Origin of the sequence: Peribacillus loiseleuriae, assembly GCF_001183985.1 — a bacterium.
Lineage (GTDB): Bacteria > Bacillota > Bacilli > Bacillales > DSM-1321 > Peribacillus > Peribacillus loiseleuriae.
Window position 1 is genome coordinate 4,953,471 of the sequence record NZ_LFZW01000001.1, and the last position, 22,475, is coordinate 4,975,945.

Sequence of the window (22,475 nt, forward strand, 5' to 3'; positions counted from 1 at the left end):
ATAATAATGCTTGCAAGCCATACAATTTATTCTTTTTTCCTGCATAATCTACAACCCTTTCACAAAAGCCCCTGTTTCACGTGGAACATTGTCAGTTTTTATCCCGATTTAACTAACCCACTTTTACAGGTTTTAGAATCAAACTAAATAGCTTTATTATCTATTTGAAATTTGCCAATCAATCTCATGTTCCCCTAGCTGCTTTAGAAGTTGATTGGTTTTTGAAAACGGTCGGCTACCCAAAAAGCCCCGACTTGCTGATAATGGGCTTGGATGAACCGATGTGATGATTGGATGCTTCGTTGCATCAATTAATGGAATTTTACTTTGCGCTGGTTTCCCCCATAAAATAAAGACCACCGGTGTCTTGCGTTCATTTAATAGTGATATGACTTTATTCGTAAACAGCTCCCAGCCTTTTCCGCGATGGGAATGTGCTTCCCCTTCTCTAACTGTCAATACAGTATTCAAAAGCAGTACCCCCTGCTCTGCCCATTGAACAAGGTTTCCGTGATTTGGGATTGTGCAGCCTATATCCGTATGCAATTCTTTATAAATATTTTTTAAAGAAGGAGGAATCTTCACTTCTGGTTGAACAGAGAAACTAAGACCATGAGCTTGATGCGGTCCGTGATATGGATCCTGACCTAGAATAACCACCTTTACCTTATGAAACGGCGTAAGTGTAAGCGCGCTGTATATATCCTTGGCTTCTGGATGGATTCTTTCATTCCTATACTCTTTTTTCAAAAACTCTCGTAGCTCTTGATAATACGGCTTTTTGAATTCCTCTGCCAAGAGTGGCTCCCAATCATTGTGTAAAATTTGATTCTTCATTGTCTAAAAGCTCCTTTCTACAATCTAGTATTCTCCATTATACGCTATGCTAACACTTCCTTCCTCGTTTTATCAGGCGTTTACAATTTTCAGGTTTCTACTCTACCCATTTATGGATATAAGGGGTAAATGGGCTTATTAATGTTGGGGGAATAGAGTATGAAAAGAAGTTGGTTTTTAAACAAATGGATGTATGGAATGTATATGATTCTCCTAGCTATTACAATCGTGATTGTGTACAACAGCTATAAACCACTACCAGAGGGGATTTCCTTTGAGGGAAGGGCACATCGTGTTGATGATGTGAATTTCATATACGATTTGTCGTACAAAGACAAAAGCGGCCATACCCAGCATGAACAGCGGATATTCAATGATATCTACCAAGCCATTGAAGACGCTGATGAATTTATTGTAATTTCTAGAGACTCTGGAAGGATGAAGATGGGGTGCATACGGTTGATTATAAAGAATATCAGGATGAACTTCCTTTGTTTAAGTATATTACTTACCGTATACAGAAGTTTTTCAAATTTACAACCTACTAATTTTCCATTAATTAGGAAGTTTCGTTTCTAGCGAAAGCGGCTATATATAGAACATAACCAAAAGCTAGCAGCAACTTTTACAAGCACTCACTTTTAAAAAATTAGAGGAGGAACTATTTTATGTATCAAGTATATGTTGTAGAAAATGGCGTACAAGCAAAGGAAAGAATTGATCAGTTGGTAACGACAGGATTCTCAAATGAAAATATTTACTTATTCGCTCATAATATAGACCGCTCAGAGCATTTGACTGAAGCTACAAACACAGAAGAAATCGGAATGAAGGAGCAAGGCCTCTTAGATACAATAGGAAATCTATTTAAATCCCGAGGAGATGAGCTACGTAACCGCTTCGAGAATCTTGGCTTAACTGAGTCTGAAGCGTCTCGGTATGAAGAAGAACTGGATAAAGGCAAGGTAGTTGTCATAGCAAGCACAGACGCAAAATAAAGTGAAGCTTCCAAACACTAATCAAATTAAAAGGGCCTGGCATTTTCCAAATTAAGTGCGGAAATTGGCAGGCCTGTTTCATGCTTTCTTCTAACTACTATGTAGAAAACCTTTTTGACAATACCTATCTAGCGTTCCATTCCTCTGAATCTAGAATGCCCTAAACAACATGTATAAATCTCTTTGCATTCAAGCATTTCTTCATTTTACTTATCAGCGTTTATGCTATACTAATTAACAGAAATTAAAAAAATATTTTATATACTTCCCTGGGGGGTCACTAAGATCATGACGATGAAAAAGGCACTTTCTATCGCAGGCTCGGATGCTAGTGGTGGAGCTGGTATACAAGCAGATTTAAAAACACTTCAAGAGCTGGGTGTATATGGTATGACTGCTTTAACAGTTATTGCCACGATGGACCCAAAGAATAACTGGAATCACAATGTATTTCCACAAGATATCAAGGCTTTAGAGGCTCAACTGGAAACGATCCTTTCCGTTGGTATTGATGCAATGAAAACAGGAATGCTTGGAAGTGTAGAAACCATTGAATTAGTCGGACGTACAATCGATGAAAATGGATTGAAAAATGTCGTGATTGATCCAGTTATGGTTTGTAAAGGAACAGACGAAGTGTTACACCCTGAAACAGCCATTGCACTTCGCGAAATCTTAACACCAAGAGCAACTGTTATAACGCCTAACTTATTTGAAGCATGGCAATTAGCACAAACAGGCCCAATTCAAACGATTGACGATATGAAAGAAGCAGCTGTTAAGATCCATGAAATTGGTGCTAAGTATGTATTAATTAAAGGCGGCAGCAAGCTTAATTATGAAAAAGCAATCGACTTACTGTATGATGGTAAGGAATTTGAGATTCTTGAATCTGACAAAATTGAAACAGCCTACACACACGGAGCTGGTTGCACATACTCTGCTGCAATTACAGCAGAACTTGCAAAAGGGACATCTCCGAAAGAGGCGATTTACACAGCGAAGGAATTCATCACTGAAGCGATTCGCCATTCATGGAGGCTTAATAAATATGTAGGTCCTGTTATGCATGGGGCATACAAAGAGTTCAGCAAAGCAAGCAAAAAATAAGAAGATTATCGGCCTACCCGGCTCATTCAGCAGGATTTATAGAAGGCTTCCTCATTTCGAGGACAAGCCTTTTTTTTCATCTAAATGGTCCTTACCACTAGCTATAGTCTTATCATTTCACTTTTTACCGCTATTTTTGTAAGATGGTGTGTAAGATACTAACATGTAGACGGACGAGATCATACGATAATTCGCTCCGACATAGGAGGAAATTAGATGAAACCAATTGAACGTGATGAAGTACAACGCGCGATTGACACTTTCGCCAAAAGAGATGTTTTTCTTCATCTTGAAACGACAAATGGGGCATATGCCTCTCACCATGATGAATCGTTTTTTTCCGCAGGTGCTTATATCCGTAATGCCAAAGTTCAGTACGAACATGGAAAGATTGTTGGCGATGACCCGTACCGCGTCGGACTTAAGCTTGAAATTGGCTGGGTGTATGCCGAAGGACTCAATCATTTCGAAATAGATGAACAAGGAAGGCTGCTGTTAGCTGGACTTGATTCGACAGGAAAACTTGCTGTTGCTTTACAAATCAGCCTGCAGCCATTTGAATGAGAAAAGGAGATGATCGCTTTGGAAAAAGAGAAACAAGTACTAGTCGTATTTCCACATCCAGATGATGAAGCATTTGGCGTTTCAGGAACGATTGCTTCCTATATAGAAAGCGGTACGCCTGTTACATATGCCTGCTTGACTCTTGGTGAAATGGGACGTAATCTTGGAAATCCCCCTTTCGCTACTAGAGAATCACTTCCTAAAATTCGCAAAAAGGAATTACAAGATGCTGCGGATTCACTAGGGATTACAGATGTAAGAATGCTTGGATTACGTGATAAAACTGTTGAATTTGAGGATGATGGCGAACTCACTGACAGAATCTCTTCCCTCATACAGGAACTAACACCGTCACTAATCATCACGTTTTATCCCGGCTACAGCGTTCACCCTGATCACGAAGCTACTGCTCGGGCAGTCGTTCGCGCTGTAGAAGCATTACCGGTCAACCAGCAGCCAAAGCTTCAATGTGTGGCCTTTTCAAACAACTGTGTGGCTGAGCTGGGTGAACCTGATATCATCCATGATATTACCCCAGTACAAGACAAGAAGATAGCCGCCATGAAAGCACACCGTTCACAAACCGAAGCCATGCTTGCCACATGGGCTGAAAAACTTGAGGTTGAAGATCCTGAGCTACTTGGCTGGATTCAAAAAGAAAGACTCTGGACTTATCAATGGCCAGAGAAATGAGAAAGAGCAAAAAAGAGAGAAACAACAGGTCCTCTCTTTTTTGCTTGTTTTCATTTTATAATCGTTGTCAATGTTCTACCGTTTTTCAACTTAAGAGTCCCTAATGACGCGCTTCAATAAAATGCGAATGGTTCATTGTTGCAACAAAAGAATGTGTTGAAACTTTATCCGTCTCTTTTTTATGAACCCCCTTCAAAAGAAGGCCATCAGTAATGCCCGTAGCTACAAAAAAGCAGTCATTTGATTTCACAATTTGATCCATCGTCAATACAGCACTTGGATTTACCAGTCCCATCTTGATACAGCGCGCCGTCTCTTCTTCTGTTTCTGGGACGAGTCTAGCCTGAAAGTCACCACCGAGACATTTTAGCGCAACAGCCGCAATCACTCCTTCTGGTGCACCACCTGTACCGACAAGGATATCCACATCTAGCTCTTCAATCGCTGTTGCAATTGCTCCTGTTATGTCAACGTCTGAAAATAAGCGTACTTTAGCACCGACTTCAAAGACTTGCTTTATTAAATAATCATGGCGTGGACGATCTTGCATCATCACCGTCAGCTCACTAATATCTTTTCCAAGAGCTTTTGCGACAGCTTTCATATTTTCTGTAAGGGAAGCTGTTATATCTATACAGCCTTTCGCTTTAGGTCCGACTGCTATCTTTTCCATATACATATCTGGTGCATGTAAAAGGGTTCCCTTCTCTGCAACCGCAATGACCGCCAGTGAGTTATCCTGTCCTTTTGAAACAAGCGTCGTTCCTTCGACGGGATCAACCGCAATGTCAACATCAGGCCCATTTCCCACACCGAGCCTTTCACCAATATACAGCATCGGTGCTTCATCCATTTCTCCTTCACCAATAACAATTACTGCATTCATATTTATACAGTTCATTTCATTTCGCATGGCTTCGGTACCTGCACCGTCCGCTTCGTTTTTATTTCCTTTTCCAATCCACGGATACGCAGCAACGGCTGCTTTTTGGGAAACTGTTAGAAATGCTCCAGCCAGTGACTGAATATTTTCTTTCTGTTCAATAGTTAATCCAGACAATGAACTCACCCCTTATATTCAGTAGAATAAATTCCTATGGATTATTTAGTGCGTTCTATCTATACATTCAACTGTCCTACCGGCAGTGTTTCATTGAGTAAAAAAACTTCTTAATTATGCTACTTGGGCAGATTTAATGGTCGTTAAAAAGGTTTTTAGAATCATAAACGATGATGCTGCACCAGGATCTATCGTACCGAGAGACCGTTCTCCAAGACGACTAGAACGTCCGCGTTTAGACAAAATGTCTTTTGTAGATTCCATTCCTTTTTCAGCCGCTTGTACAACACTTTCAAAAGCTGATAAAAAGTCGTTCGATTTCCCAAAATTAGATTGTAGACTTTCAAGTGCCGGTTGTAGCGTGTCAATCATCGTTTTATCGCCAACTTCTGCTTTCCCACGCTCTTTAATTCCCTCAATAAACGCAATCCAGAAATCCTTTAAATCTTCACCTGATAATTCAGATTTTCCCTGGAATGCTTTTGCCCCTCTCATAAAGCCCGTTGCATAAAGCGGGCCGACTGAAGAACCAACTGCACTTAAAAAGGTGCGTCCTGTCACGATACTAATTTTGCCGCAATCTTGTTCCTCTTTCAAGTCTCCTTCAAGCTTTTCATTCACAGCCTGCCAGCCAATTGACATTGTCACACCGTGATCACCGTCTCCGAGTTTCCGATCGAGCTCGCATAAATAATCTTTTTCTGCTTCTATCATTGTTACAACATTTTTCAAGAATACTTTAATTTCTTCAGCTGTTATTTTCATTGCGGGTTCCTCCTCATTTTTGAACGTACATTGGACAGTCTGCTGGATGATCAATAAACGCTGCCAACTCTTCGTCTAATTTTGTAATCGTGACAGATGCGCCGCCCATCTCAAGTGACGTGCTATAGCTACCAACGTAAGAACGGTGAATCTCAATCCCTTTTTCGCTCAAAATTTGTTCTACACGTCTGAACATTATATAAAGTTCCATGTTTGTTGTGGAACCCAATCCGTTTACAAGAACCGCTACTTTTTCTCCTGAATCGATCGGCATATCCGTTAAAATGTCATGAACAAGGCGATCTACCACTTGATCTGCAGGCTGCAAGTCACCTTTTTCAATCCCTGGTTCACCGTGATGGCCAAGACCAATTTCCATTTCATTTTCAGCAAGCACAAAGCTCGGTTTTCCCGTCTGGGGAAGTGAACAAGGTGTTAAACCTACACCCATTGTACGTGTGTAATCGTTTGCCTTTTGTGCAACACGAACAACATCATCCAGGTTATACCCTTTATCTGCTGCTGCACCCGCTGCTTTTGTTACAAAAAACTCACCAGCTATTCCTCTGCGCTTTTCTTTTTCTTCTTTTGGTGCAGATGCCACGTCATCTGTCACAAGAACCGATCCAACACGGATACCGCTTTCAAGATCCGCTAGCTCTGCGGCCATACCGAAGTTCATCACATCTCCAGCATAGTTGCCATATACGTAAATAACACCTTCGCCTTTATCGATTACTTTCGTCGCTTCCAAAATGGGATCTGGAGGTGGAGAAGCAAAAATATTCCCTACAGCCACACCATCTGCCATGCCGTCACCAACATACCCTATAAAAGCAGGCTCATGGCCGGAACCACCACCAATTAATACACCCACTTTTCCTTCGCGCGTTTCTTTTGCCGTAACGAGTGCACGCTCATTTTCAGTCAGTTGTCTTACATGATTGGGATATGCCTTCACATAGCCTTCAATCATTTCTTCAACAACTTTTGTCGGATTATTAATAAGCTTTTTCATACTCCTGCTCCTTTCAGAAATTCCTGTTCTTTATCCATAATTTGTTGTATTTTCCTCGCTGAGTTACCACCTGGGAAGTCGGACTCTAAATATGCCTTTACAACGTTTTTAGCCGGTTCAATTCCGATCACTTTTGCTCCCATTGTTAACACCTGTGCATCATTGCTCTTTTGAGCACGCTCTGCCGAATACGTATCGTGGCATAATGCCGCGCGAATGCCAGGTACCTTTCCAGCCGCAATCGCCATACCAATTCCAGTTCCACAAACAAGAATAGCCCGATCTATTTTTTGCTCATTAATATCGTTTGAAGCTTGAAATGCAACACCTGGATAATCGATTTCTGTACAAGAATCATCAGATCCATAATCGACAACTTCGTGTCCAAACTCCTCAATATACTTCTTCAAGCTATTTTTCATATCAAATGCGTTATGATCAGAACCTAATCCAATTTTCATTATACAGCGTCCTTTCCATATTTTCTTGTTTTATTCTTAAGTTTATTTTTTCATTTTATTATCAATATGTCAACATTTACTTTCTTTTATTTTCGTTTATTTTCACTTCGATAAAAAAAGAGAACATCTATAAGATGCTCTCATTCATTCTTTTTATTAAACAGCCTGAACATCTGATAAGTTATTAATGTTTTCTTCTTTTTTCGGAAGTGTAACAAACCTCATTATAAATGCGCTTAATAAATATAGTCCTGAATAAATCCATAGAATGCCTACTGTACCTACACTTCCAATAAACAGACCAACAATCGCCGGGCCAACAAACGTGCTTAGGCCAGCACCAAGATTTAAAATAGACATCGCAGCTCCCCGATTTTCAGGAGCAAGTGATGGTATGAGGGCAGAAAGCGGCACGAATGCTGCCACACATGCACCGAAACATATCGCAACAATGATTGTGGCCAAATAATTAGGTCCCATGAACTTTGGAATATAATAAAGAGTCATGATCGTGATCGCACAGCCCACACCACCGAACCACATTACAGTATTTCTCCACCCCAGTTTATCTCCAACAACGCCCCAAATGATATTAAAGATCACGTTGCTTGTCCAAAGTGCACCATAAATTTGTAGCCATTCTGTCCGTGTAAAACCGATTTCTATCATGTACGCTGGAAGAAAAACAACCAGTCCATACGCACCGGCAGTATTAATCGTTCGAACAATTCCTCCAAGGCCGACTTTCGGTCGTTCAAATGCTATAGTAATTCCTTTTGAAAGATATTTAATCATTTCCGCTTTTGTCTCGAATGTTTTTCTATTACTACCATCATCTTTATTTAAAAGAATCGCAAGAATGGCTCCTAGTGCTACAAAAATCAACGCACTCCAAAGCGTTTTCATTTCTCCTAAGTATGGCAAAACAAAACTTGAATAATAAGCACCAAGAACGTTCAATCCAGCGGCGAACGATACCCAAAACCAACCTACAGCCGTTCCAAGTTTTTCAGCTGGTGCGTAATACGTCAGCCAAACAAGGAATGAGTAAGCAAATAACGGATATCCAAGCCCACGAAGTGAATAGGTTGGAATCATAACAGCCAAATTCATCGTTTTAAGACCGACAGTTAAAAAGATAACGGTTCCAATAACAAATAAAACGACGCCTATTGTCATGGTTTTACGCGGACCTAAAACTTCAGCAAGTACACCTGAAAACCATGCTGCAATCGCCACGGCGAAACCGTATACACTAAATAGCAACGCTGATTGTTGAATAGTCAGACCGTTATCAATTAAATATGAAGAAAGCCATCCTTGTTCGAGCCCATCCCCCATCATAAACAGTAAGATACCTATAAATCCCATGGCCATTTTAGAATCCATTCCAAGCTTGCCTAAAAGTCCTTTATTCATCCCTTTACCTCCTCCTTTTTTAAAAAAAGGTCCCTGACATGCTACAGGAACCTATAATAAATTCGCTTTTTTTACAGATTGGGATTAAGTACTACTTTTAATGACTCCGCTCCATTTTTCACAAGTTGGAACCCTTCCGCAAATTTTTCAAGTGGCAACACGTGCGTGACAACGCCATCAGTCGGAAGGTCTCCATTCGCAATCCCCTTCATAACGGGTTCATAGCAATATGGTCCAAGGTGAGAGCCAAGTACATCAAGCTCTTTCCGGTCACTAATAATACTCCAGTCAACTGTAACAGGATCTTTAAATACACTGAATTCAACAAATCGACCCAGCTTACGAATCATTTTCAATCCTTGTTCTACTGATTTTTGAGCACCTGTTGCTTCAATATAAATATCACAGCCATAACCATCTGTTAGTTCCTTTACAATTGCATCCACATCGTCTTTCGCCGGATTCAATACTAGGTCAGCACCGAAATTTTTCGCCATTTCAAGACGATCTTCATTCAAATCTAGCACGATTAATTTACCCGCTCCTGACTTTTTGATCGCACCGATCATTCCAAGTCCAAGTGTTCCTGCTCCTGCCAACACAACCACATCATCCAACTGGACTTGTGCACGTTCTACAGCATGATAAGAACACGCATAAGGCTCGATTAAGATTGCCTTTTCAATCGGAAGATCTTCCGGTACTTTATAGTTAATGGCTTCTTTTGTAAATTTCATATACTCCGCCATCGCACCATTCACATTATTCTGGAAGCCATATAAATCATGCTTTTCACACATCCAATATTGTCCACGGTTACAGAATCGGCAGTCCCAACAAGGAACAATTTGTTCTGAAATAATACGATCACCAATTTTAAAATCACCTTTCACACCTTCACCAAGTGCTACAACATGTCCGATAAATTCATGTCCCGGAATCATCGGTGCTTTAATGTACGCAGGCTGTGTTTCATCTCCCCAGAAGCTTGGTGCTCCATCAAACGCTTTCAAATCTCCCGCACAAATACCACATGCCTCCACTTTAACGAGGATTTCTCCATCGTTAATTTGAGGAACTGCCACCTCTTCCAGGCGGTAGTCACCAGGCGAGTACGCAACAACCGCTTTCATCGTTGTCGGAATATTTCTAACTTCACTTTTTTGTGTTACTATTTGATTTGTATGCATCTTTCATCGCTCCTCTTCTTTAGCTGAAATTTTGCTGCCCTCACATTCGACAACGCTTACATTTACTTTGATAGTTGAAATTTCTAAAGCCTTTTCCATTAAAGGCAGTTTATCTGTTACACATTTCCAATATTCTTTTAGCTTTATTTACAAGAGCTTATCCTGTTTACGATTTTCATTATATTATATTTATTATTGATTAGTCAACTTATTTTTTCGATTACTTTCAATATACTTTCATTTGTTTTTGATTTTTAAAATACATTACATTATTAACGCCAAATGATGTACTATTAGATGTAATATAAATAATAAAGTTTCTATAGTGCCTTTTATGAGTCCATCATGAATCTTTCTTTTAATTTCAAATGTTTTGTAATCGAATACAAAACGAAAATAAACATATGCAGGTGATAAGAATGACGAAAATGTTTGCATCAGAAAGACAAAAAATTATTATGGATAAGCTAATGAATCAACAACGTGTAACTATTAAAGAGCTCTCTGAAGAGATCAAAGTTTCCGAGGCAACATTACGAACAGATTTATCCAAGATGGAGGAATCCGGATTATTGAAACGGACACACGGCGGCGCTGTTTTATCCGAACATCAAGATAGCGACACAAGTTTCTCTATGCGTGAGAGCAAAAATAGAGATGAAAAATCAGCTATCGCTAAAAAAGCAGCTGAGCTTTTATCTAGTGGCCAGTGTATTATGCTTGATGCTAGTTCAACTGCTCTTGAACTAGCTCGTATATTAAGGGATACATCAATCCGTTTAACTGTCGTGACAAGCGGCATAAACACCGCATTGGAACTAAACAATCATTCAGATATTACTGTTATTTTATTAGGAGGGATTGTAAAACGAGGTTCTAATTCATTGGAAGGGAATCTGGGCATTAGTATTTTAAGTAAAATACATATTGATGCTATGTTTACTTCTGCAAATGGGTTTTCAATTGATTCTGGTTTGACCGACTTCAGCGTATACGAAGTTGAATTAAAAAAAGCAATGGTCAACGCTTCTAACAAGGTGATCGCTCTTCTGGATCATACAAAAATGAATAAAAACTCAATCGCATCTTTCGCGTCTATTGATCAACTCGATTTAATTATTACAAATGACGAACTCCCAGATGGTTATGCTGTAAAACTAGAGGATCAAGGTATTGAAGTCCTCATTGTTTCTGGTAACACAAACTAAAAAGTAACCGAATTTTATTTACGTAGTTCAGTAACGTGGAGAAATATCACTCATAACACATTAAACAGCATATCAAATATATGCTGTTTTTTCATCGCTATTATAAACTAAAGAAAGACTAGGTTGTTGATATAATAGGAAGGTGACTACAAATCATTATATATAGACAAAAAGTAGAGCGCTAAAACCATTCCGTTTAGCACTCTACCGTTATCGTAATTACTGTTTTTGTCCAAAAAAACAGAACTATAGATTTTAGTATTTTTACCAGATTGTGTATCCGCCATCTACTATAAATGTAGATCCAGTTGTAAAAGTCGATGCGTCAGATGCCAAATAAATGGCCAGACCGCCAAGCTCATGGGGTTCACCCAGCCTTTTCAGTGGTACGAGGTCAAGCACATGTGCAAGCTCTCCTCCAGGTGCAAAGATTGGTTTCGTCATCTCTGTTTTCATATAGCCCGGCGCAATGGCATTGACACGAATATTGTTTCCTGCCCATTCGGATGCCATACATTTTGTCATCATATCAACCGCTGCTTTTGATGCGTTGTATGCACACTGTGCTTCAGTATTCGCAATAAAACTCGACATTGATGCCATATTAATTATGGACCCGCCACCCTGCATTTTCATTTGTTTACCGCTATACTTTGAAACTAGGAAGACACCGTTTACATTTACATCCATTGTTTTCTTCCAATCTTCTAAACTCTGTTCTTCCACTGTGATTTTTTGGCATATCCCCGCATTATTAATGACAACATTCAGCTCATTGAATTCGCCTACAATTTGATCAACCATGGCTCTGACCTGTTCTTCACTTGTTACATCTACTTGAAGACCCAATGTTTTTCCACCAAATGAAGCTAATTCTTTCGCCGCTTGTTGTGCTGAAGCCAATTCCATATCTGCAATGATAATATTTGCACCAACCTGAGCCAATGCTTCAGCCATGGCCTTCCCAAGCCCCCTTGCTCCTCCAGTAACTAGAGCTGTTTTGCCTTTCAAACTAAATAATTGTTGGTAATCCATTTACTTCACTCCTCATGACTAAATTTTCAAGACTTTATTATATTTTATCAATTGTTTTCATTTTGTCAATTTTACTTTCGTATAATCACTTTTATTTTCATTTATCTTTCGCGAAGGTTTTAAACTGTTAGATCACAACTCTAATATTCGTAGAAAAAGAATAATTACTTCCGAGAAATACCTCTAAACGAATTCAAGTAATTCATTCATAAACTAGTGTATCAACCATGGATTATTAAACCTTGAAAGACCTATAGAATAAAGAAATACAAATCAACAGCTGTACCATTCATTAAGAGCCCAATAATCAAGCTATCCGTACGCATCAAAAAAATCGCCTGCCAATAGGCAAGCGATTCAAAAAGGGGGAATTTCTTTGAAAAAATCATCGTACTTTTATTATTTCACCAAATGATTTTTTTATTCACTTATTCTCAAATAAATTTATTTGTATGCGTGTACCTTTTGTTTACCCCCAACGGATTTTTTCCCATGTAAAAGATAATAAACAAACATACATGCAAACCCTACTAATGCCATACTCATGTATAGACCATTATAACCGATAACTGGGATTAAGAAGCCTAGAGTAAAAGGTCCGATTCCTATGCCTAAATCGACGAACACAAAGAAGGTTGATGTGGCAAGACCCATCTTATGACGAGGGGCATTCTTTATCGCAATAGCCTGAGCGCTAGATTGGAAGGTCCCATATCCTACACCGATTAGCGCACCTGCAGCTAACAAGATAAACCCATGGTTTGCTTGACTTAGTACTAGCATCCCAATGCCAAATAAGAGCAAAGAGGGATAAATGACAAAATTCTCCCCTTTTAAATCAAACCAACGTCCGGTGAACGGCCGAGACGCTAAGAGGAAAATAGCAAACACGACAAAAAAGAAACTCGCAACATTCACTAAGCCCATTTCCTTAGAATACGCAGTCATGAAAGTTAAAACACTAGAATAGGAAAATCCTACAATGCACATGACAATAGCTATCGGTAAAGCCTTTACCTCAAAGAAATCGCCAATTTTAATTCCTTTCAATGTGTCCCTTTCCATCTGTGTAAGTTCAACTTTTTTAAACTTCATGAATAAGGTCGGAATAAAGGCAATGACAGCAAATATTACACATGATGCAAAAATCATGTTGTATGTTCCATGTTGGCTAAGAAATAAGCCTAAAAATGGTCCAGTAGCCATGGCTAGATTCATACTCATTGCAAAGTAGCCCGTACCTTCCCCTCTCCGTTCATTCGGAATAACGTCCGCTGCAATCGTTCCTGTCGCGGTTGACGCAAACCCAAACGCAATCCCATGTAACAAGCGGTTTGTTAATAAAAAGGCTAAACTATCCGTTTTGAAATATATTAATGTTGTAACAAGAAAAAGTACCAATGCTCCATATAGCATGTTCCTTTTCCCAATTAATTCAATGTATTTCCCTGCAAATGGTCGAACAGCGAGAGCACCGATAACAAAAATACTGGATGCCAGTCCTGATTGACTGGCAGTTGCTCCAAATTGATCAATCGTGTAAATGGATAATGTGACCATCAACAAATAGAAAATCATAAAGATAAAAAAGTTCGTTGAAGAAATGATTAAGAAATCCTTCGTCCATAACTTTGGTTTATTCATATTGTTATCACCTTACTTCTCTAAATTGACACAAATCTTCGTAAGTGTCTGAAATACCGCACCCTTTTCTTGCTCGGAAATGCCGTCCATGACTTTAAATTCAAATTCAGTTATCGTTTCCCTACACGCTGCGTACACTTCTTCTCCTTCTTTAGTTAGCTGAATTCGTTTTTCACGACGATCCTTCCCAGGAACCTGCTGAATAAAGCCTCCTTCACTTAATCGTTGGACGGTTCGTGTAATCGTTGGTTTTTCCACATTTAAATATTCACCGATCTCAACAAGAGTGGAAGGACCTTTTGTTTTCAAAAAATAAACAATGCTCCATTGTGAGTGAAAAAGACCATATTGGTGGAGCTGCTCATTTAATTTCTTCGTGAACAACCTAGAAATCTGCAGATATTGGTGAAAGAATTGGTGATTTGGGGTCAATTTTATTTCCTCCTACAATAGGTTACCTAGGTAACTATACTCCTATTTTTTAATAATGTCTAGCAATTGGATACGTTAACCAGTACCTTTTATTAAGAAAGGGATAAAAAAAATGCCTATAGCAAAGGCATTTTTTTATCTACACTTCCCTCTAAGCATTGTTAGCCGCTTGTGCTTCCTTCAACACTTCTTGAATCGCTTTGGCAACACCATGTTCATCATTTTTTGCTGTAACATACTGACATAACCTCTGGATTTCAAGCGGGGCATTTCCCATTGCTACTGAGCGGCCAACTCGTTCAAACATGGACACATCATTGAAGTTATCGCCAATCGCCATCGCAAACTTAATGGATTCTCCCTTTTCATCCAAGTAGTTCTTAAGAGCAATTCCTTTTTGTGCAGATTCACTAGAAATTTCAAGGTTTTCAAGTCCTGATGATGAAACGGCAAGACCTTTGAATTGCTTAATTTCTTCAGCTGCCTTACCTAGAGCGGTAAGATTACTTGAAAAAACGAGCATTTTATGAATAGCAACGTCTGGCATTGTAAATAATTCGCGATAATCCGTTATTGTTTTTACAAACCCCATCTTTAATCGGTCATGAGCGCGTGCTCTAACTTTCACGGGGTCAGCATCTGGATTTGCAGTTAAAATAATATCAACTAAAACCGCAACAGAGACTTCATAGTTTTTCGAATACACACCATTGCTTGTGTACACTTCAAAATACAGATTTTCCTTTTCAAGGAATTCAATCGTTTCAAGTCCCTTTTCAGAGCTCATCGGATTAGACGTAACAATCTGCCCATCTTTTGTATAAACAGCTGCACCATTCGCAGCAATAATCGGCAAGTTGAGCTTCGCTTCATCCAATGCAATACGAGCTTCCTCAAAGGATCTTCCAGTAGCTACAATCACTTCAATACCTTGGCGCTGAGCTGCTTCAATCGCATCCTTATTCTCCTTGCTCACTTTTTGAACTTTATTCAATAATGTTCCGTCCATATCTGTAGCTATCGTTTTAATCAATTTATCCACCTCATATCAATCATTTTTTCCATCTTTATATTGCTACCTCAGATTGTGTTAATCGACATTTTTGCCACGGGAAGCTACCCAAATTTCATACCATTGTTCTCTGCTAAATTCCAATGATAAAGCATGAACTGCCGCTTTGATTCGTTCCACTTTTCCTGAACCGACAATCGGCATGATTTTAGCAGGGTGGTGCATGAGCCAGGCATACGCGACTTCATCAATGGTTTGTACATTCATGTCAGCCGCAGCTCGTTCAAGGGCTTTGCGTACTCTACTAGCCTGAATATCTTCACCTGTGAACAGCTTCCCCCTTGCGAGTGGTGACCAAGCCATTGGAGCCATATTTTCCTTCATACATTGATTAAGAACCCCATTTTCAAAATGATCACGATACAGAGCAGATAGTTCAATTTGATTGGTAACGAGCGGCACATCTAAATATGCGTTTAGCATGTCCACTTGTGAAGGCAAGTAGTTCGATACACCAAAGTGCTTCACCTTCCCTGCCTGCTTTAACTCCCTGAATGCTTCTGCTACCTCTTCTGGATTCAGCAAAACATCTGGTCGGTGAAGCAACAAGACGTCTATATAATCTGTCTGAAGATTTTTGAGAGATTGCTCTACTGATCCGATAATATGTATTTTACTGCTATCATAATGATTCAAATGAACGCCATTTTTTCCATTTGCTAGCTTTATTCCACATTTCGTGACAATTTCCAGCTTCTCACGAAGTTCAGGCTTTAAAGCCAATACTTCCCCAAATAAAGCTTCGCATGTATAATTCCCATAAATGTTAGCTGTATCAATGGTTGTAATTCCAAGCTCTAAGCAACTTTCAATTAGTTCCATTCTCATCTTGACAGAATAATTCCAATCAGCTAATCGCCAATGACCGTGAATTATTCTCGAAAACGATAAATCACTCTGCACCCGAATACGTTCCATTTTGTCCTCACTCCCAAGATATGACTTCTTCCAGTTTAGCAAAGAACAGGAGAAAAACACACAAGGATGACTCAAAAGGCCAAAAACTCCTTTAAGTCATCCTCTTCTACCATTATATAAACGGCTGGGCAATCTGATCGACCTTGTCACGGATATTGTTGTGAATACGATCGATTTCTGAAAAGTCCATGGCACGTATATAGATTTCTTCCAGTTTATCATGTAAGGATTTCGCTCTTGCTAAAGCTTGAGTCGCTTCATTCATTTTCGTGCGGTATCTTGTTGATATGTCCTGAATTTGATCGCTATAAATTTCATCAGTCCCAGGAAGAATCGCTTCTAGATAAATATCAACAATTTCATCACCTTGGCGACTTGGAAAATACTCATGTGGAGCGGTACTGTCGAAAATAGCCACGCCGATTTCACGCATAATGATCATATCGAGGCTATTTGGGTCAAAACCACAATGATAGATTTCAACGTCAAAACCGCGCTGTTCTGCTTCAATCGCCATTTTCTTGAGCATCGTTGATTTCCCTGATCCTGGCCGCCCTTTTAGAAAATAACGCTTTGCTATATCTTCAGTTAAGTTCGGTACATAATCGACTGCACCTATTGGGGTAGCTGCACCTAAAAATCGGTGCCGGATTTCTGAATTTTTATTAATAAAAATTCCGCCAAAAAAGATATCCTTTAACTTTTCAGTCAACTTATTCACTTTCTGAAAATCTAGATTGGCAATGTAGATTTCTTCCCACTCATCATGGACCGCTAAGGCCGAAGCAAATAAAGAATAAGCATCTTCATAAGCTACGCTGATTTCACTTGATAATTTCATGATTTCTTGCTTATTTTGGCTAAGAATTTGAGAATCCCAAGCTGATCCGAGATTGATATATTCTTCAATTGCACCTGGCGCTTTAGGTTCTATTACATGTGGTGCTGTACCATCTACAATTCCAACCTTTAAATCTGTTACGATAACACCATCAATCGATTCTGGATCTGATGAACAATGTAGGAGCTGGATATCAAATCCCTTTTCTACCCATTCCTTGCCTACTTTCTTCATCAATGTGGATTTCCCAGTCCCTGGACCACCTTTTAAAATATATAATCTTTCTAATCCATGTAAATTCGATTCATATAAACTGTGAAATCCTCTTGCTGTATTCCCGCCAGCAAAATAGTGTTTAGTTTTTCCAGACACCTATTCAACACACTCCTTTATGCGTGATTCTCGAGAGACATCTATGCTTTCTACGTCAGCATATGCACAAGATGTGGATTGGGTGAACGCCTATCATGAGAACGTCTATCAACGCCCGTTATTTGATATCAAAATGAAAAAACTGACTCTGCACCCCTATGCATAGTTCAGATCAAGTGTATGTAACACCATAATCTGGATATAGAGTTCGCGGTCAGAACCTTTTCGGATATTCTCCTTAGTTCATTAACTCGATAAATTTTGCTTCAACAGTTTCAGCAAGCTGCTGTGGCTTCACTTCTATCTGAACGCCAATCTTTCCGGCGCTGACAATCATCGTATCTAAATCTGCCGCGCTTTTATCAATGAAGGTCGGGTACAACTTCTTCATGCCGACTGGCGAACAGCCGCCACGGATGTAACCTGTCCATTTTTGTAACTCTTTTACAGGAAGCATTTCCATTTTCTTCGCTCCAGCTGCCTTGGCTGCTTTTTTCAAATCAAGTTCACAACTGACCGGGATGACAAAAACAAACAGATCCGATCCGCTTTGCGAAACGAGCGTTTTAAAAACGGTATCAGCTTGTTTGCCAATTTTATTAGCTACTGCTGTACCATGGATTTTTCCATCTTCATTATCATATGTAAAAATTTTGTACTCTACTTTTTTACCATCAAGGATTCTCATGGCATTTGTTTTACTCACACGCATAATGGCCATCCTTTCATATTTAGCCTACGAAATAAAGTCCTGCCAATTTCCTTAATTCCGCTTCAAGATGATCTGGATAGGAAATAAGGAAGCAAGTCGATGGTCCTGCAGATGTTTCAAAGTTGACTTGACTTCTTAGTGAAGCTGGAATTTCCGTATCACTCAACTTTCGCCATTCATACGCAATACCTTTTGACCCGACTGGAAGCACGACTACATCTTCGTATTCACAAACTGCTTTAAACATAGAAAGTGGTGCAATACGGTCTGCCTTTTCGATCACCTCATGACCAACAAGAGGTGTTCCGATAATAGCCACCTTCCTCATCCGATTGATTTCGACTGAACCGTTTAATTTACCAATCACGATGATTCCGAGAGCAGATTGTACTAATGGTAGATTGCTTTCTGTACTTCCGGTAATCGGAATATCCAAACCTAGCTCTTTTTGTCCAGCCAGCACTCCGCTGCATATGTCGTCCCAAGCCACTTCACCGCAAAAGTTCTGAAGGGCTACCGCAATTGGTTTGGCTCCTGCTGCCATGCATTCCATCACTGCTACACGAAATGAGTAATATGCTGTCACTTCGTAAGGAACTTTTACAACATCCTTTTCCTTCATGCCAATACCGCCGCTATTATCACACGCAATAATTAAAGCTTCAGAATGAGATATCGGTACTTTCAATACGTCTCTCATTCCTTTGTACCTTTATTCATGATCATTTTTTGCAAAATAGGTGTTAATCGTGGTAGCAAAATAAGGGCCACCCCTAAATTAATCGCTGTTGCAATGGCCAGCGATGGGATTAAAGCCACAAAAAATGACCAGCTGATAATAAAAATGAAGGGTAATGGAGAAATAAATACATTTCCAATAAAAAATAGCAGAGCTGCCCCAACCCTTTTGTCCCTTCGATACAAAATACCGAAAGTCCAAGCAAGCAATGCCATTTCTAACATAACGATGAAATGAAGGGGACCAAGCAACATTCCACCTATAATAGCTGAAATGAGATGCCCAAGTCCGCCCACAACTGCACCCGCAACTGGACCGAGTAAACAAGCCGCTAGTAACGAAGGAAAACTGTCAAGCGCCACACTGCCAATAACACCTGGAATTTTTATAAAAGCACCTGCTACCGATAAAGCAATAAAGATGGCAAGGATGCTCATTTGTTTAACATTCATTTCAATCCGTCTGCCCCTTTTTCTTGGTGTTGTGGAACACTTTCGCACTTCTAACATACTCTACATCTTTAACCCCTCGGCGTACATTAATCACTCGTGCAAGTGCAAAGAAATAGTCAGACAGTCTATTTAAATATTGCAGTGACAAAGGAGAGACCGCGGCCCCTGATTTCATAAGCGTTACAGTCAGTCGTTCAGCCCGACGCACAACCGTACGAGCAATATGTATCGTTGCAGCCGGCTTCGTTCCCCCTGGTAAAATAAATTTCTCAAGTGGCGGTGCTTCCGAAATATATTTATCAATACGTTGTTCTAAATACGTAATAGCTTCTGTTGTTAGCTTTTCCGGTGCTTTTTCGGAAATCGTGGCTAAATCGCCGCCACAATCAAATAATTCATGCTGGATCTTCTCTAGGTCTTCTAAAACATCCGCGAATTTTGTATCATCCAATTCCGCCATAGCAAGCCCAACATAGCTGTTCACTTCATCAACCGTTCCATATGCTTCAACTCGAACGTCATCCTTATCTACTCGACCGCCAATTACGCTTGTTTTCCCTTTATCTCCTGTACGTGTGTAAATATTCATCGTTTAGCCCCTCCTATTTTAGCTGTTGATTTAATCCATACCAAATGACATCGACGTGATTAGATATGACAGACAGGTCTTGATACACCCAGCCTGTAATGTCACGCCAAATTCGGTCTTGCTTGTTCACAGGGACAATCCCCTTTGAAATATCTGTTCCAATCATGATGATTGTTCGATCCTCTTGCTTCTGCTCCCAGTTGTACCAAGTTTGGACGTATGTCCTCCAATTAGCACGAATATTTGAACCATCACTACTTTCTACATCATTCTTTATCCACATCTCAATTCCCTCTAATACAATCTTTTTTTCCACAAAATCATTGGAACGAACCGGGAGTGGATGATTATGATAAGCAGAAACCCATTGGGTTTGTTTATGTAACTCCCTTACCCATTTTCTTTTTCCATTATAGGCACCGCCCGTAACGAAGTGCATCTCTCACCCCTCCTCAATTTCTCGTAACTTTTCCAGCAAAGTTCATATCCACAGCCGTAAGATATTTTCCAGTCCCAAAACTGCCTTTTCTCGGGAGCATATTTAACGAGCAAATCACGGATCACCCCACCATGTGTAAGGATCGCTGCATATTTCGCTTCCTTAAGCTTCATATCCTCTACAATTCCGATCCAACCTTGATGTACTCTTTGGCTGAAATCTTGGTAGCATTCCCCTTGTAGTGGTTCTATCTCAAATGGGCGCTCGAGCCAACGTTTATAATGGGGGTCGATTAATAATTGCTCATAGGTTCTTCCTTCCCACTCACCAAAATTCATTTCACGAAATTCCCTCTTTAAAATCGGCTCAAACTTTGGAAATAAGATGTTTGCAGTTTGAATACAACGGTTTAAATCGCTGCAGTACAAACGATCATAATTTGGATAGCTTGATTGTAATCGCTCTAGTTCCTGCATCCCTCCTGCTGTCAACTGTGAATCTGTCCATCCTAAATATCGCTTCTTTACATTCGCTTCCGTCATACCATGGCGAAGTAAGGTAATGCCCACACCGTCAGCCATAAAATCAGCTCCACTCCTTCTACGGATGCTCCCAGAACATCGCCTGTAATTCCGCCGAACCAAATTACGGACTTCCTTCGGATCAATAAAAAGAAGATACAGGCTACAATTATCATGACTAAACTCATATAAAGCAACGGTATGCTTATATAAAATGCCATAAGTAGGACGCCAATCAGATACAGGCCATATACCTGGATACTGCTTTTTTTTGCGGCCCTTTGAAAAAAGGCTGCAAGTCCATCTTGCTTAGCGAGCGGTATAGTGTAGAGCAACACTCCCATCACCATTTTACTTAGGGTAGGAATTAAGATAATTAAGAAATAAAAATCGAGATTCATTCTAGAAATGATTTCATAAATAAATAGAAACCTTGCGCTTAATAAGACAATCACGGATAAAACGCCAAATGCTCCCGTTCGCGGGTCGCTCATAATTTCAAGCCGCTTTTCTTTGTCCTGATAAGAGAAAAATGCATCACTCGCATCCATCCACCCATCAAGATGAAGCCCCCCAGTTAGAATAATCGTTAGTAGCCAAACGACGAAACTAATCACAAGCAAAGAGAGTGGCGTCCACTCTATGAGCACATAAAGACTGCCACTGACTAGCAAACCGAGCGTTAGCCCTGCAAGCGGAAAAGTTTGAACAGCTCGGCGAATGAATGGTTCATCCATGGGAAGCTGCTTTTTTACCGGAATTGCCGTGAAGAACTGAAGATTAATTAAATAACCGATGAGTACGCTCATTCTTTACTTGCTCCCTTTCATCATGAGTGGAATACCCGATTCAACCAAATAGGCTTGATTTGAACGAGCAACAAGTTCCTGATGCAGCCTACCAATTGTTTTTTGATAAGCCTGCACAATTTCACTGCTTGGTAAAGGTTCGTGCAATACTTCATTACTGACCACAATCAAGCTGAAGCAATGCATTCGAACTGTTTCTATATTTCCCATCATTTCTTCAAAGACGTTTTGAAGATGTTGTTCGCTGAGCTCTGAATCTAATGAAAACAATTCATTGTCGAGCCAGGTGGTCAAACAATCCAGTAAAACGATTGTCTGTTTATTGTAAAGAGGGATGGAGTTGTCAATATTTCTAGGGAACTCACCAGACTGCCATGGAATGACACTGTTTTGACGAGATTGTCGATGTAGCTCAATCCGTTTCTGCATTTCTTCATCTTGTGCTCTGCCACAAGCCAAATAATATAACAAGGTTCCACTATTAGTTCGAGCCAGCTCCTGGGCTGTTTTTTCTGCAAACGTGCTCTTCCCACTACGCACGCCTCCAGTGATAAAGTAGACGGGTGCCTTTTCCATT

General features: G+C 39.9%; 27 protein-coding genes. 6 read left to right on the top strand and 21 right to left on the bottom strand.

Features of this window, described 5'->3' with window-relative positions; genetic code table 11:
• Positions 1-156: 156 nt before the first annotated feature.
• A complete protein-coding gene (locus AC625_RS22815; RefSeq protein ID WP_049683364.1) occupies positions 157-837 on the bottom strand; it encodes a uracil-DNA glycosylase in 681 nt (226 codons plus the stop codon).
• A gap of 159 nt (positions 838-996) precedes the next feature.
• Here AC625_RS22815 and AC625_RS22820 point away from each other — a divergent pair, with 159 nt between their 5' ends.
• The 5 genes from AC625_RS22820 to bshB2 all read left to right on the top strand — a co-directional run bounded on the left by AC625_RS22820 (position 997) and on the right by bshB2 (position 4,202).
• Positions 997-1,416: a hypothetical protein gene (locus AC625_RS22820; RefSeq protein ID WP_049683365.1), complete on the top strand. Its 420-nt coding sequence runs from the start codon at positions 997-999 to the stop codon at positions 1,414-1,416.
• 89 nt (positions 1,417-1,505) lie between these two features.
• Entirely contained in the window at positions 1,506-1,835 is a 330-nt protein-coding gene (locus tag AC625_RS22825) for a YflT domain-containing protein (protein WP_049683366.1), read from the top strand.
• A 288-nt stretch (positions 1,836-2,123) separates the two neighbouring features.
• Positions 2,124-2,945, top strand: coding sequence for a pyridoxine/pyridoxal/pyridoxamine kinase (gene pdxK / locus AC625_RS22830; protein ID WP_049683367.1), 822 nt, complete (start codon positions 2,124-2,126; stop codon positions 2,943-2,945).
• A gap of 216 nt (positions 2,946-3,161) precedes the next feature.
• Positions 3,162-3,509 (top strand): YojF family protein, encoded by a 348-nt coding sequence (locus AC625_RS22835; RefSeq protein ID WP_049683368.1) that lies wholly within the window; start codon positions 3,162-3,164, stop codon positions 3,507-3,509.
• An 18-nt stretch (positions 3,510-3,527) separates the two neighbouring features.
• The gene (gene bshB2 / locus AC625_RS22840) at positions 3,528-4,202 is read left to right on the top strand and encodes a bacillithiol biosynthesis deacetylase BshB2 (protein ID WP_049683369.1); all 675 of its coding nucleotides are present in this window, start codon (positions 3,528-3,530) and stop codon (positions 4,200-4,202) included.
• Positions 4,203-4,302: 100 nt separating this feature from the next.
• On the opposite strand, the gene glpX is transcribed toward bshB2, so the two are convergent.
• From glpX to AC625_RS22870, 6 genes are all read right to left on the bottom strand, one after another.
• The gene (gene glpX, locus AC625_RS22845) at positions 4,303-5,262 is read right to left on the bottom strand and encodes a class II fructose-bisphosphatase (RefSeq protein WP_049683370.1); all 960 of its coding nucleotides are present in this window, start codon (positions 5,260-5,262) and stop codon (positions 4,303-4,305) included.
• A 114-nt stretch (positions 5,263-5,376) separates the two neighbouring features.
• Positions 5,377-6,027 carry a dihydroxyacetone kinase subunit DhaL gene (gene dhaL / locus AC625_RS22850; RefSeq protein WP_049683371.1) on the bottom strand — a complete coding sequence of 217 codons (651 nt, stop codon included), beginning with the start codon at positions 6,025-6,027 and terminating at the stop codon, positions 5,377-5,379.
• Between the two features lie 13 nt (positions 6,028-6,040).
• Positions 6,041-7,045 (bottom strand): dihydroxyacetone kinase subunit DhaK, encoded by a 1,005-nt coding sequence (locus AC625_RS22855; RefSeq protein WP_049683372.1) that lies wholly within the window; start codon positions 7,043-7,045, stop codon positions 6,041-6,043.
• Positions 7,042-7,506, bottom strand: coding sequence for a ribose 5-phosphate isomerase B (gene rpiB, locus AC625_RS22860; protein WP_049683373.1), 465 nt, complete (start codon positions 7,504-7,506; stop codon positions 7,042-7,044). The genes AC625_RS22855 and rpiB overlap by 4 nt, the downstream gene beginning before the upstream one ends.
• A gap of 156 nt (positions 7,507-7,662) precedes the next feature.
• On the bottom strand, positions 7,663-8,925 hold the full coding sequence (locus AC625_RS22865) for an MFS transporter (RefSeq protein ID WP_049683374.1): 1,263 nt from the start codon (positions 8,923-8,925) through the stop codon (positions 7,663-7,665).
• A gap of 71 nt (positions 8,926-8,996) precedes the next feature.
• Positions 8,997-10,115, bottom strand: a complete 1,119-nt coding sequence (locus AC625_RS22870) for an MDR/zinc-dependent alcohol dehydrogenase-like family protein (protein ID WP_049683375.1) — start codon at positions 10,113-10,115, stop codon at positions 8,997-8,999.
• 419 nt (positions 10,116-10,534) lie between these two features.
• On the opposite strand from AC625_RS22870, the gene AC625_RS22875 reads away from it, so the two are divergent.
• On the top strand, positions 10,535-11,323 hold the full coding sequence (locus tag AC625_RS22875) for a DeoR/GlpR family DNA-binding transcription regulator (RefSeq protein WP_156187623.1): 789 nt from the start codon (positions 10,535-10,537) through the stop codon (positions 11,321-11,323).
• Positions 11,324-11,587: 264 nt separating this feature from the next.
• Here the strand turns inward: AC625_RS22875 and AC625_RS22880 are convergent, their stop codons facing one another.
• The 14 genes from AC625_RS22880 to AC625_RS22945 all read right to left on the bottom strand — a co-directional run bounded on the left by AC625_RS22880 (position 11,588) and on the right by AC625_RS22945 (position 22,474).
• Positions 11,588-12,358 carry an SDR family NAD(P)-dependent oxidoreductase gene (locus AC625_RS22880; protein WP_049683376.1) on the bottom strand — a complete coding sequence of 257 codons (771 nt, stop codon included), beginning with the start codon at positions 12,356-12,358 and terminating at the stop codon, positions 11,588-11,590.
• 444 nt (positions 12,359-12,802) lie between these two features.
• Positions 12,803-14,002 (bottom strand): MFS transporter, encoded by a 1,200-nt coding sequence (locus AC625_RS22885; protein WP_049683377.1) that lies wholly within the window; start codon positions 14,000-14,002, stop codon positions 12,803-12,805.
• A 12-nt stretch (positions 14,003-14,014) separates the two neighbouring features.
• Positions 14,015-14,434: a MarR family winged helix-turn-helix transcriptional regulator gene (locus AC625_RS22890; RefSeq protein WP_049683378.1), complete on the bottom strand. Its 420-nt coding sequence runs from the start codon at positions 14,432-14,434 to the stop codon at positions 14,015-14,017.
• Positions 14,435-14,585: 151 nt separating this feature from the next.
• Positions 14,586-15,467, bottom strand: a complete 882-nt coding sequence (locus AC625_RS22895; protein ID WP_049683379.1) for a Cof-type HAD-IIB family hydrolase — start codon at positions 15,465-15,467, stop codon at positions 14,586-14,588.
• 57 nt (positions 15,468-15,524) lie between these two features.
• Positions 15,525-16,424, bottom strand: coding sequence for an aldo/keto reductase (locus AC625_RS22900; RefSeq protein WP_049683380.1), 900 nt, complete (start codon positions 16,422-16,424; stop codon positions 15,525-15,527).
• A 112-nt stretch (positions 16,425-16,536) separates the two neighbouring features.
• The gene (locus AC625_RS22905; protein WP_049683381.1) at positions 16,537-17,637 is read right to left on the bottom strand and encodes a PRK06851 family protein; all 1,101 of its coding nucleotides are present in this window, start codon (positions 17,635-17,637) and stop codon (positions 16,537-16,539) included.
• Positions 17,638-17,875: 238 nt separating this feature from the next.
• Complete coding sequence (ybaK, locus tag AC625_RS22910; RefSeq protein ID WP_049683382.1) at positions 17,876-18,349, bottom strand: Cys-tRNA(Pro) deacylase; 474 nt, start codon at positions 18,347-18,349, stop codon at positions 17,876-17,878.
• 19 nt (positions 18,350-18,368) lie between these two features.
• A complete protein-coding gene (locus AC625_RS22915) occupies positions 18,369-19,037 on the bottom strand; it encodes an ATP-binding protein (RefSeq protein WP_342671006.1) in 669 nt (222 codons plus the stop codon).
• 8 nt (positions 19,038-19,045) lie between these two features.
• Positions 19,046-19,540 (bottom strand): ECF transporter S component, encoded by a 495-nt coding sequence (locus tag AC625_RS22920; RefSeq protein ID WP_049683384.1) that lies wholly within the window; start codon positions 19,538-19,540, stop codon positions 19,046-19,048.
• 1 nt (position 19,541) lies between these two features.
• Positions 19,542-20,129 carry a cob(I)yrinic acid a,c-diamide adenosyltransferase gene (locus AC625_RS22925; protein WP_049683385.1) on the bottom strand — a complete coding sequence of 196 codons (588 nt, stop codon included), beginning with the start codon at positions 20,127-20,129 and terminating at the stop codon, positions 19,542-19,544.
• A gap of 13 nt (positions 20,130-20,142) precedes the next feature.
• A complete protein-coding gene (locus tag AC625_RS22930) occupies positions 20,143-20,568 on the bottom strand; it encodes a bifunctional adenosylcobinamide kinase/adenosylcobinamide-phosphate guanylyltransferase (protein ID WP_049683386.1) in 426 nt (141 codons plus the stop codon).
• On the bottom strand, positions 20,520-21,149 hold the full coding sequence (locus AC625_RS22935) for a histidine phosphatase family protein (RefSeq protein ID WP_049683387.1): 630 nt from the start codon (positions 21,147-21,149) through the stop codon (positions 20,520-20,522). Before AC625_RS22935 ends, AC625_RS22930 begins: the two co-directional genes overlap by 49 nt.
• On the bottom strand, positions 21,107-21,898 hold the full coding sequence (gene cobS, locus AC625_RS22940) for an adenosylcobinamide-GDP ribazoletransferase (RefSeq protein ID WP_049683388.1): 792 nt from the start codon (positions 21,896-21,898) through the stop codon (positions 21,107-21,109). Before cobS ends, AC625_RS22935 begins: the two co-directional genes overlap by 43 nt.
• 3 nt (positions 21,899-21,901) lie before the next feature.
• Positions 21,902-22,474, bottom strand: coding sequence for a bifunctional adenosylcobinamide kinase/adenosylcobinamide-phosphate guanylyltransferase (locus AC625_RS22945; protein ID WP_049683389.1), 573 nt, complete (start codon positions 22,472-22,474; stop codon positions 21,902-21,904).
• Position 22,475 lies beyond the last annotated feature (1 nt).

What these genes read in the sequence shown, in the direction of transcription:
- ybaK (WP_049683382.1), bottom strand. Translation starts at nt 18,349, where the DNA reads ATGCGTGTGAGTAAAACAAATGCCATGAGAATCCTTGATGGTAAAAAA.
- AC625_RS22945 (WP_049683389.1), bottom strand. Translation starts at nt 22,474, where the DNA reads ATGGAAAAGGCACCCGTCTACTTTATCACTGGAGGCGTGCGTAGTGGG.
- AC625_RS22925 (WP_049683385.1), bottom strand. Translation starts at nt 20,129, where the DNA reads ATGAATATTTACACACGTACAGGAGATAAAGGGAAAACAAGCGTAATT.
- AC625_RS22900 (WP_049683380.1), bottom strand. Translation starts at nt 16,424, where the DNA reads ATGGAACGTATTCGGGTGCAGAGTGATTTATCGTTTTCGAGAATAATT.
- AC625_RS22820 (WP_049683365.1), top strand. Translation starts at nt 997, where the DNA reads ATGAAAAGAAGTTGGTTTTTAAACAAATGGATGTATGGAATGTATATG.
- AC625_RS22930 (WP_049683386.1), bottom strand. Translation starts at nt 20,568, where the DNA reads ATGCACTTCGTTACGGGCGGTGCCTATAATGGAAAAAGAAAATGGGTA.
- AC625_RS22835 (WP_049683368.1), top strand. Translation starts at nt 3,162, where the DNA reads ATGAAACCAATTGAACGTGATGAAGTACAACGCGCGATTGACACTTTC.
- AC625_RS22935 (WP_049683387.1), bottom strand. Translation starts at nt 21,149, where the DNA reads ATGGCTGACGGTGTGGGCATTACCTTACTTCGCCATGGTATGACGGAA.
- AC625_RS22865 (WP_049683374.1), bottom strand. Translation starts at nt 8,925, where the DNA reads ATGAATAAAGGACTTTTAGGCAAGCTTGGAATGGATTCTAAAATGGCC.
- AC625_RS22815 (WP_049683364.1), bottom strand. Translation starts at nt 837, where the DNA reads ATGAAGAATCAAATTTTACACAATGATTGGGAGCCACTCTTGGCAGAG.
- AC625_RS22825 (WP_049683366.1), top strand. Translation starts at nt 1,506, where the DNA reads ATGTATCAAGTATATGTTGTAGAAAATGGCGTACAAGCAAAGGAAAGA.
- AC625_RS22875 (WP_156187623.1), top strand. Translation starts at nt 10,535, where the DNA reads ATGACGAAAATGTTTGCATCAGAAAGACAAAAAATTATTATGGATAAG.
- pdxK (WP_049683367.1), top strand. Translation starts at nt 2,124, where the DNA reads ATGACGATGAAAAAGGCACTTTCTATCGCAGGCTCGGATGCTAGTGGT.
- AC625_RS22870 (WP_049683375.1), bottom strand. Translation starts at nt 10,115, where the DNA reads ATGCATACAAATCAAATAGTAACACAAAAAAGTGAAGTTAGAAATATT.
- AC625_RS22880 (WP_049683376.1), bottom strand. Translation starts at nt 12,358, where the DNA reads ATGGATTACCAACAATTATTTAGTTTGAAAGGCAAAACAGCTCTAGTT.
- rpiB (WP_049683373.1), bottom strand. Translation starts at nt 7,506, where the DNA reads ATGAAAATTGGATTAGGTTCTGATCATAACGCATTTGATATGAAAAAT.
- dhaL (WP_049683371.1), bottom strand. Translation starts at nt 6,027, where the DNA reads ATGAAAATAACAGCTGAAGAAATTAAAGTATTCTTGAAAAATGTTGTA.
- AC625_RS22885 (WP_049683377.1), bottom strand. Translation starts at nt 14,002, where the DNA reads ATGAATAAACCAAAGTTATGGACGAAGGATTTCTTAATCATTTCTTCA.
- AC625_RS22855 (WP_049683372.1), bottom strand. Translation starts at nt 7,045, where the DNA reads ATGAAAAAGCTTATTAATAATCCGACAAAAGTTGTTGAAGAAATGATT.
- AC625_RS22920 (WP_049683384.1), bottom strand. Translation starts at nt 19,540, where the DNA reads ATGAATGTTAAACAAATGAGCATCCTTGCCATCTTTATTGCTTTATCG.
- cobS (WP_049683388.1), bottom strand. Translation starts at nt 21,898, where the DNA reads ATGAGCGTACTCATCGGTTATTTAATTAATCTTCAGTTCTTCACGGCA.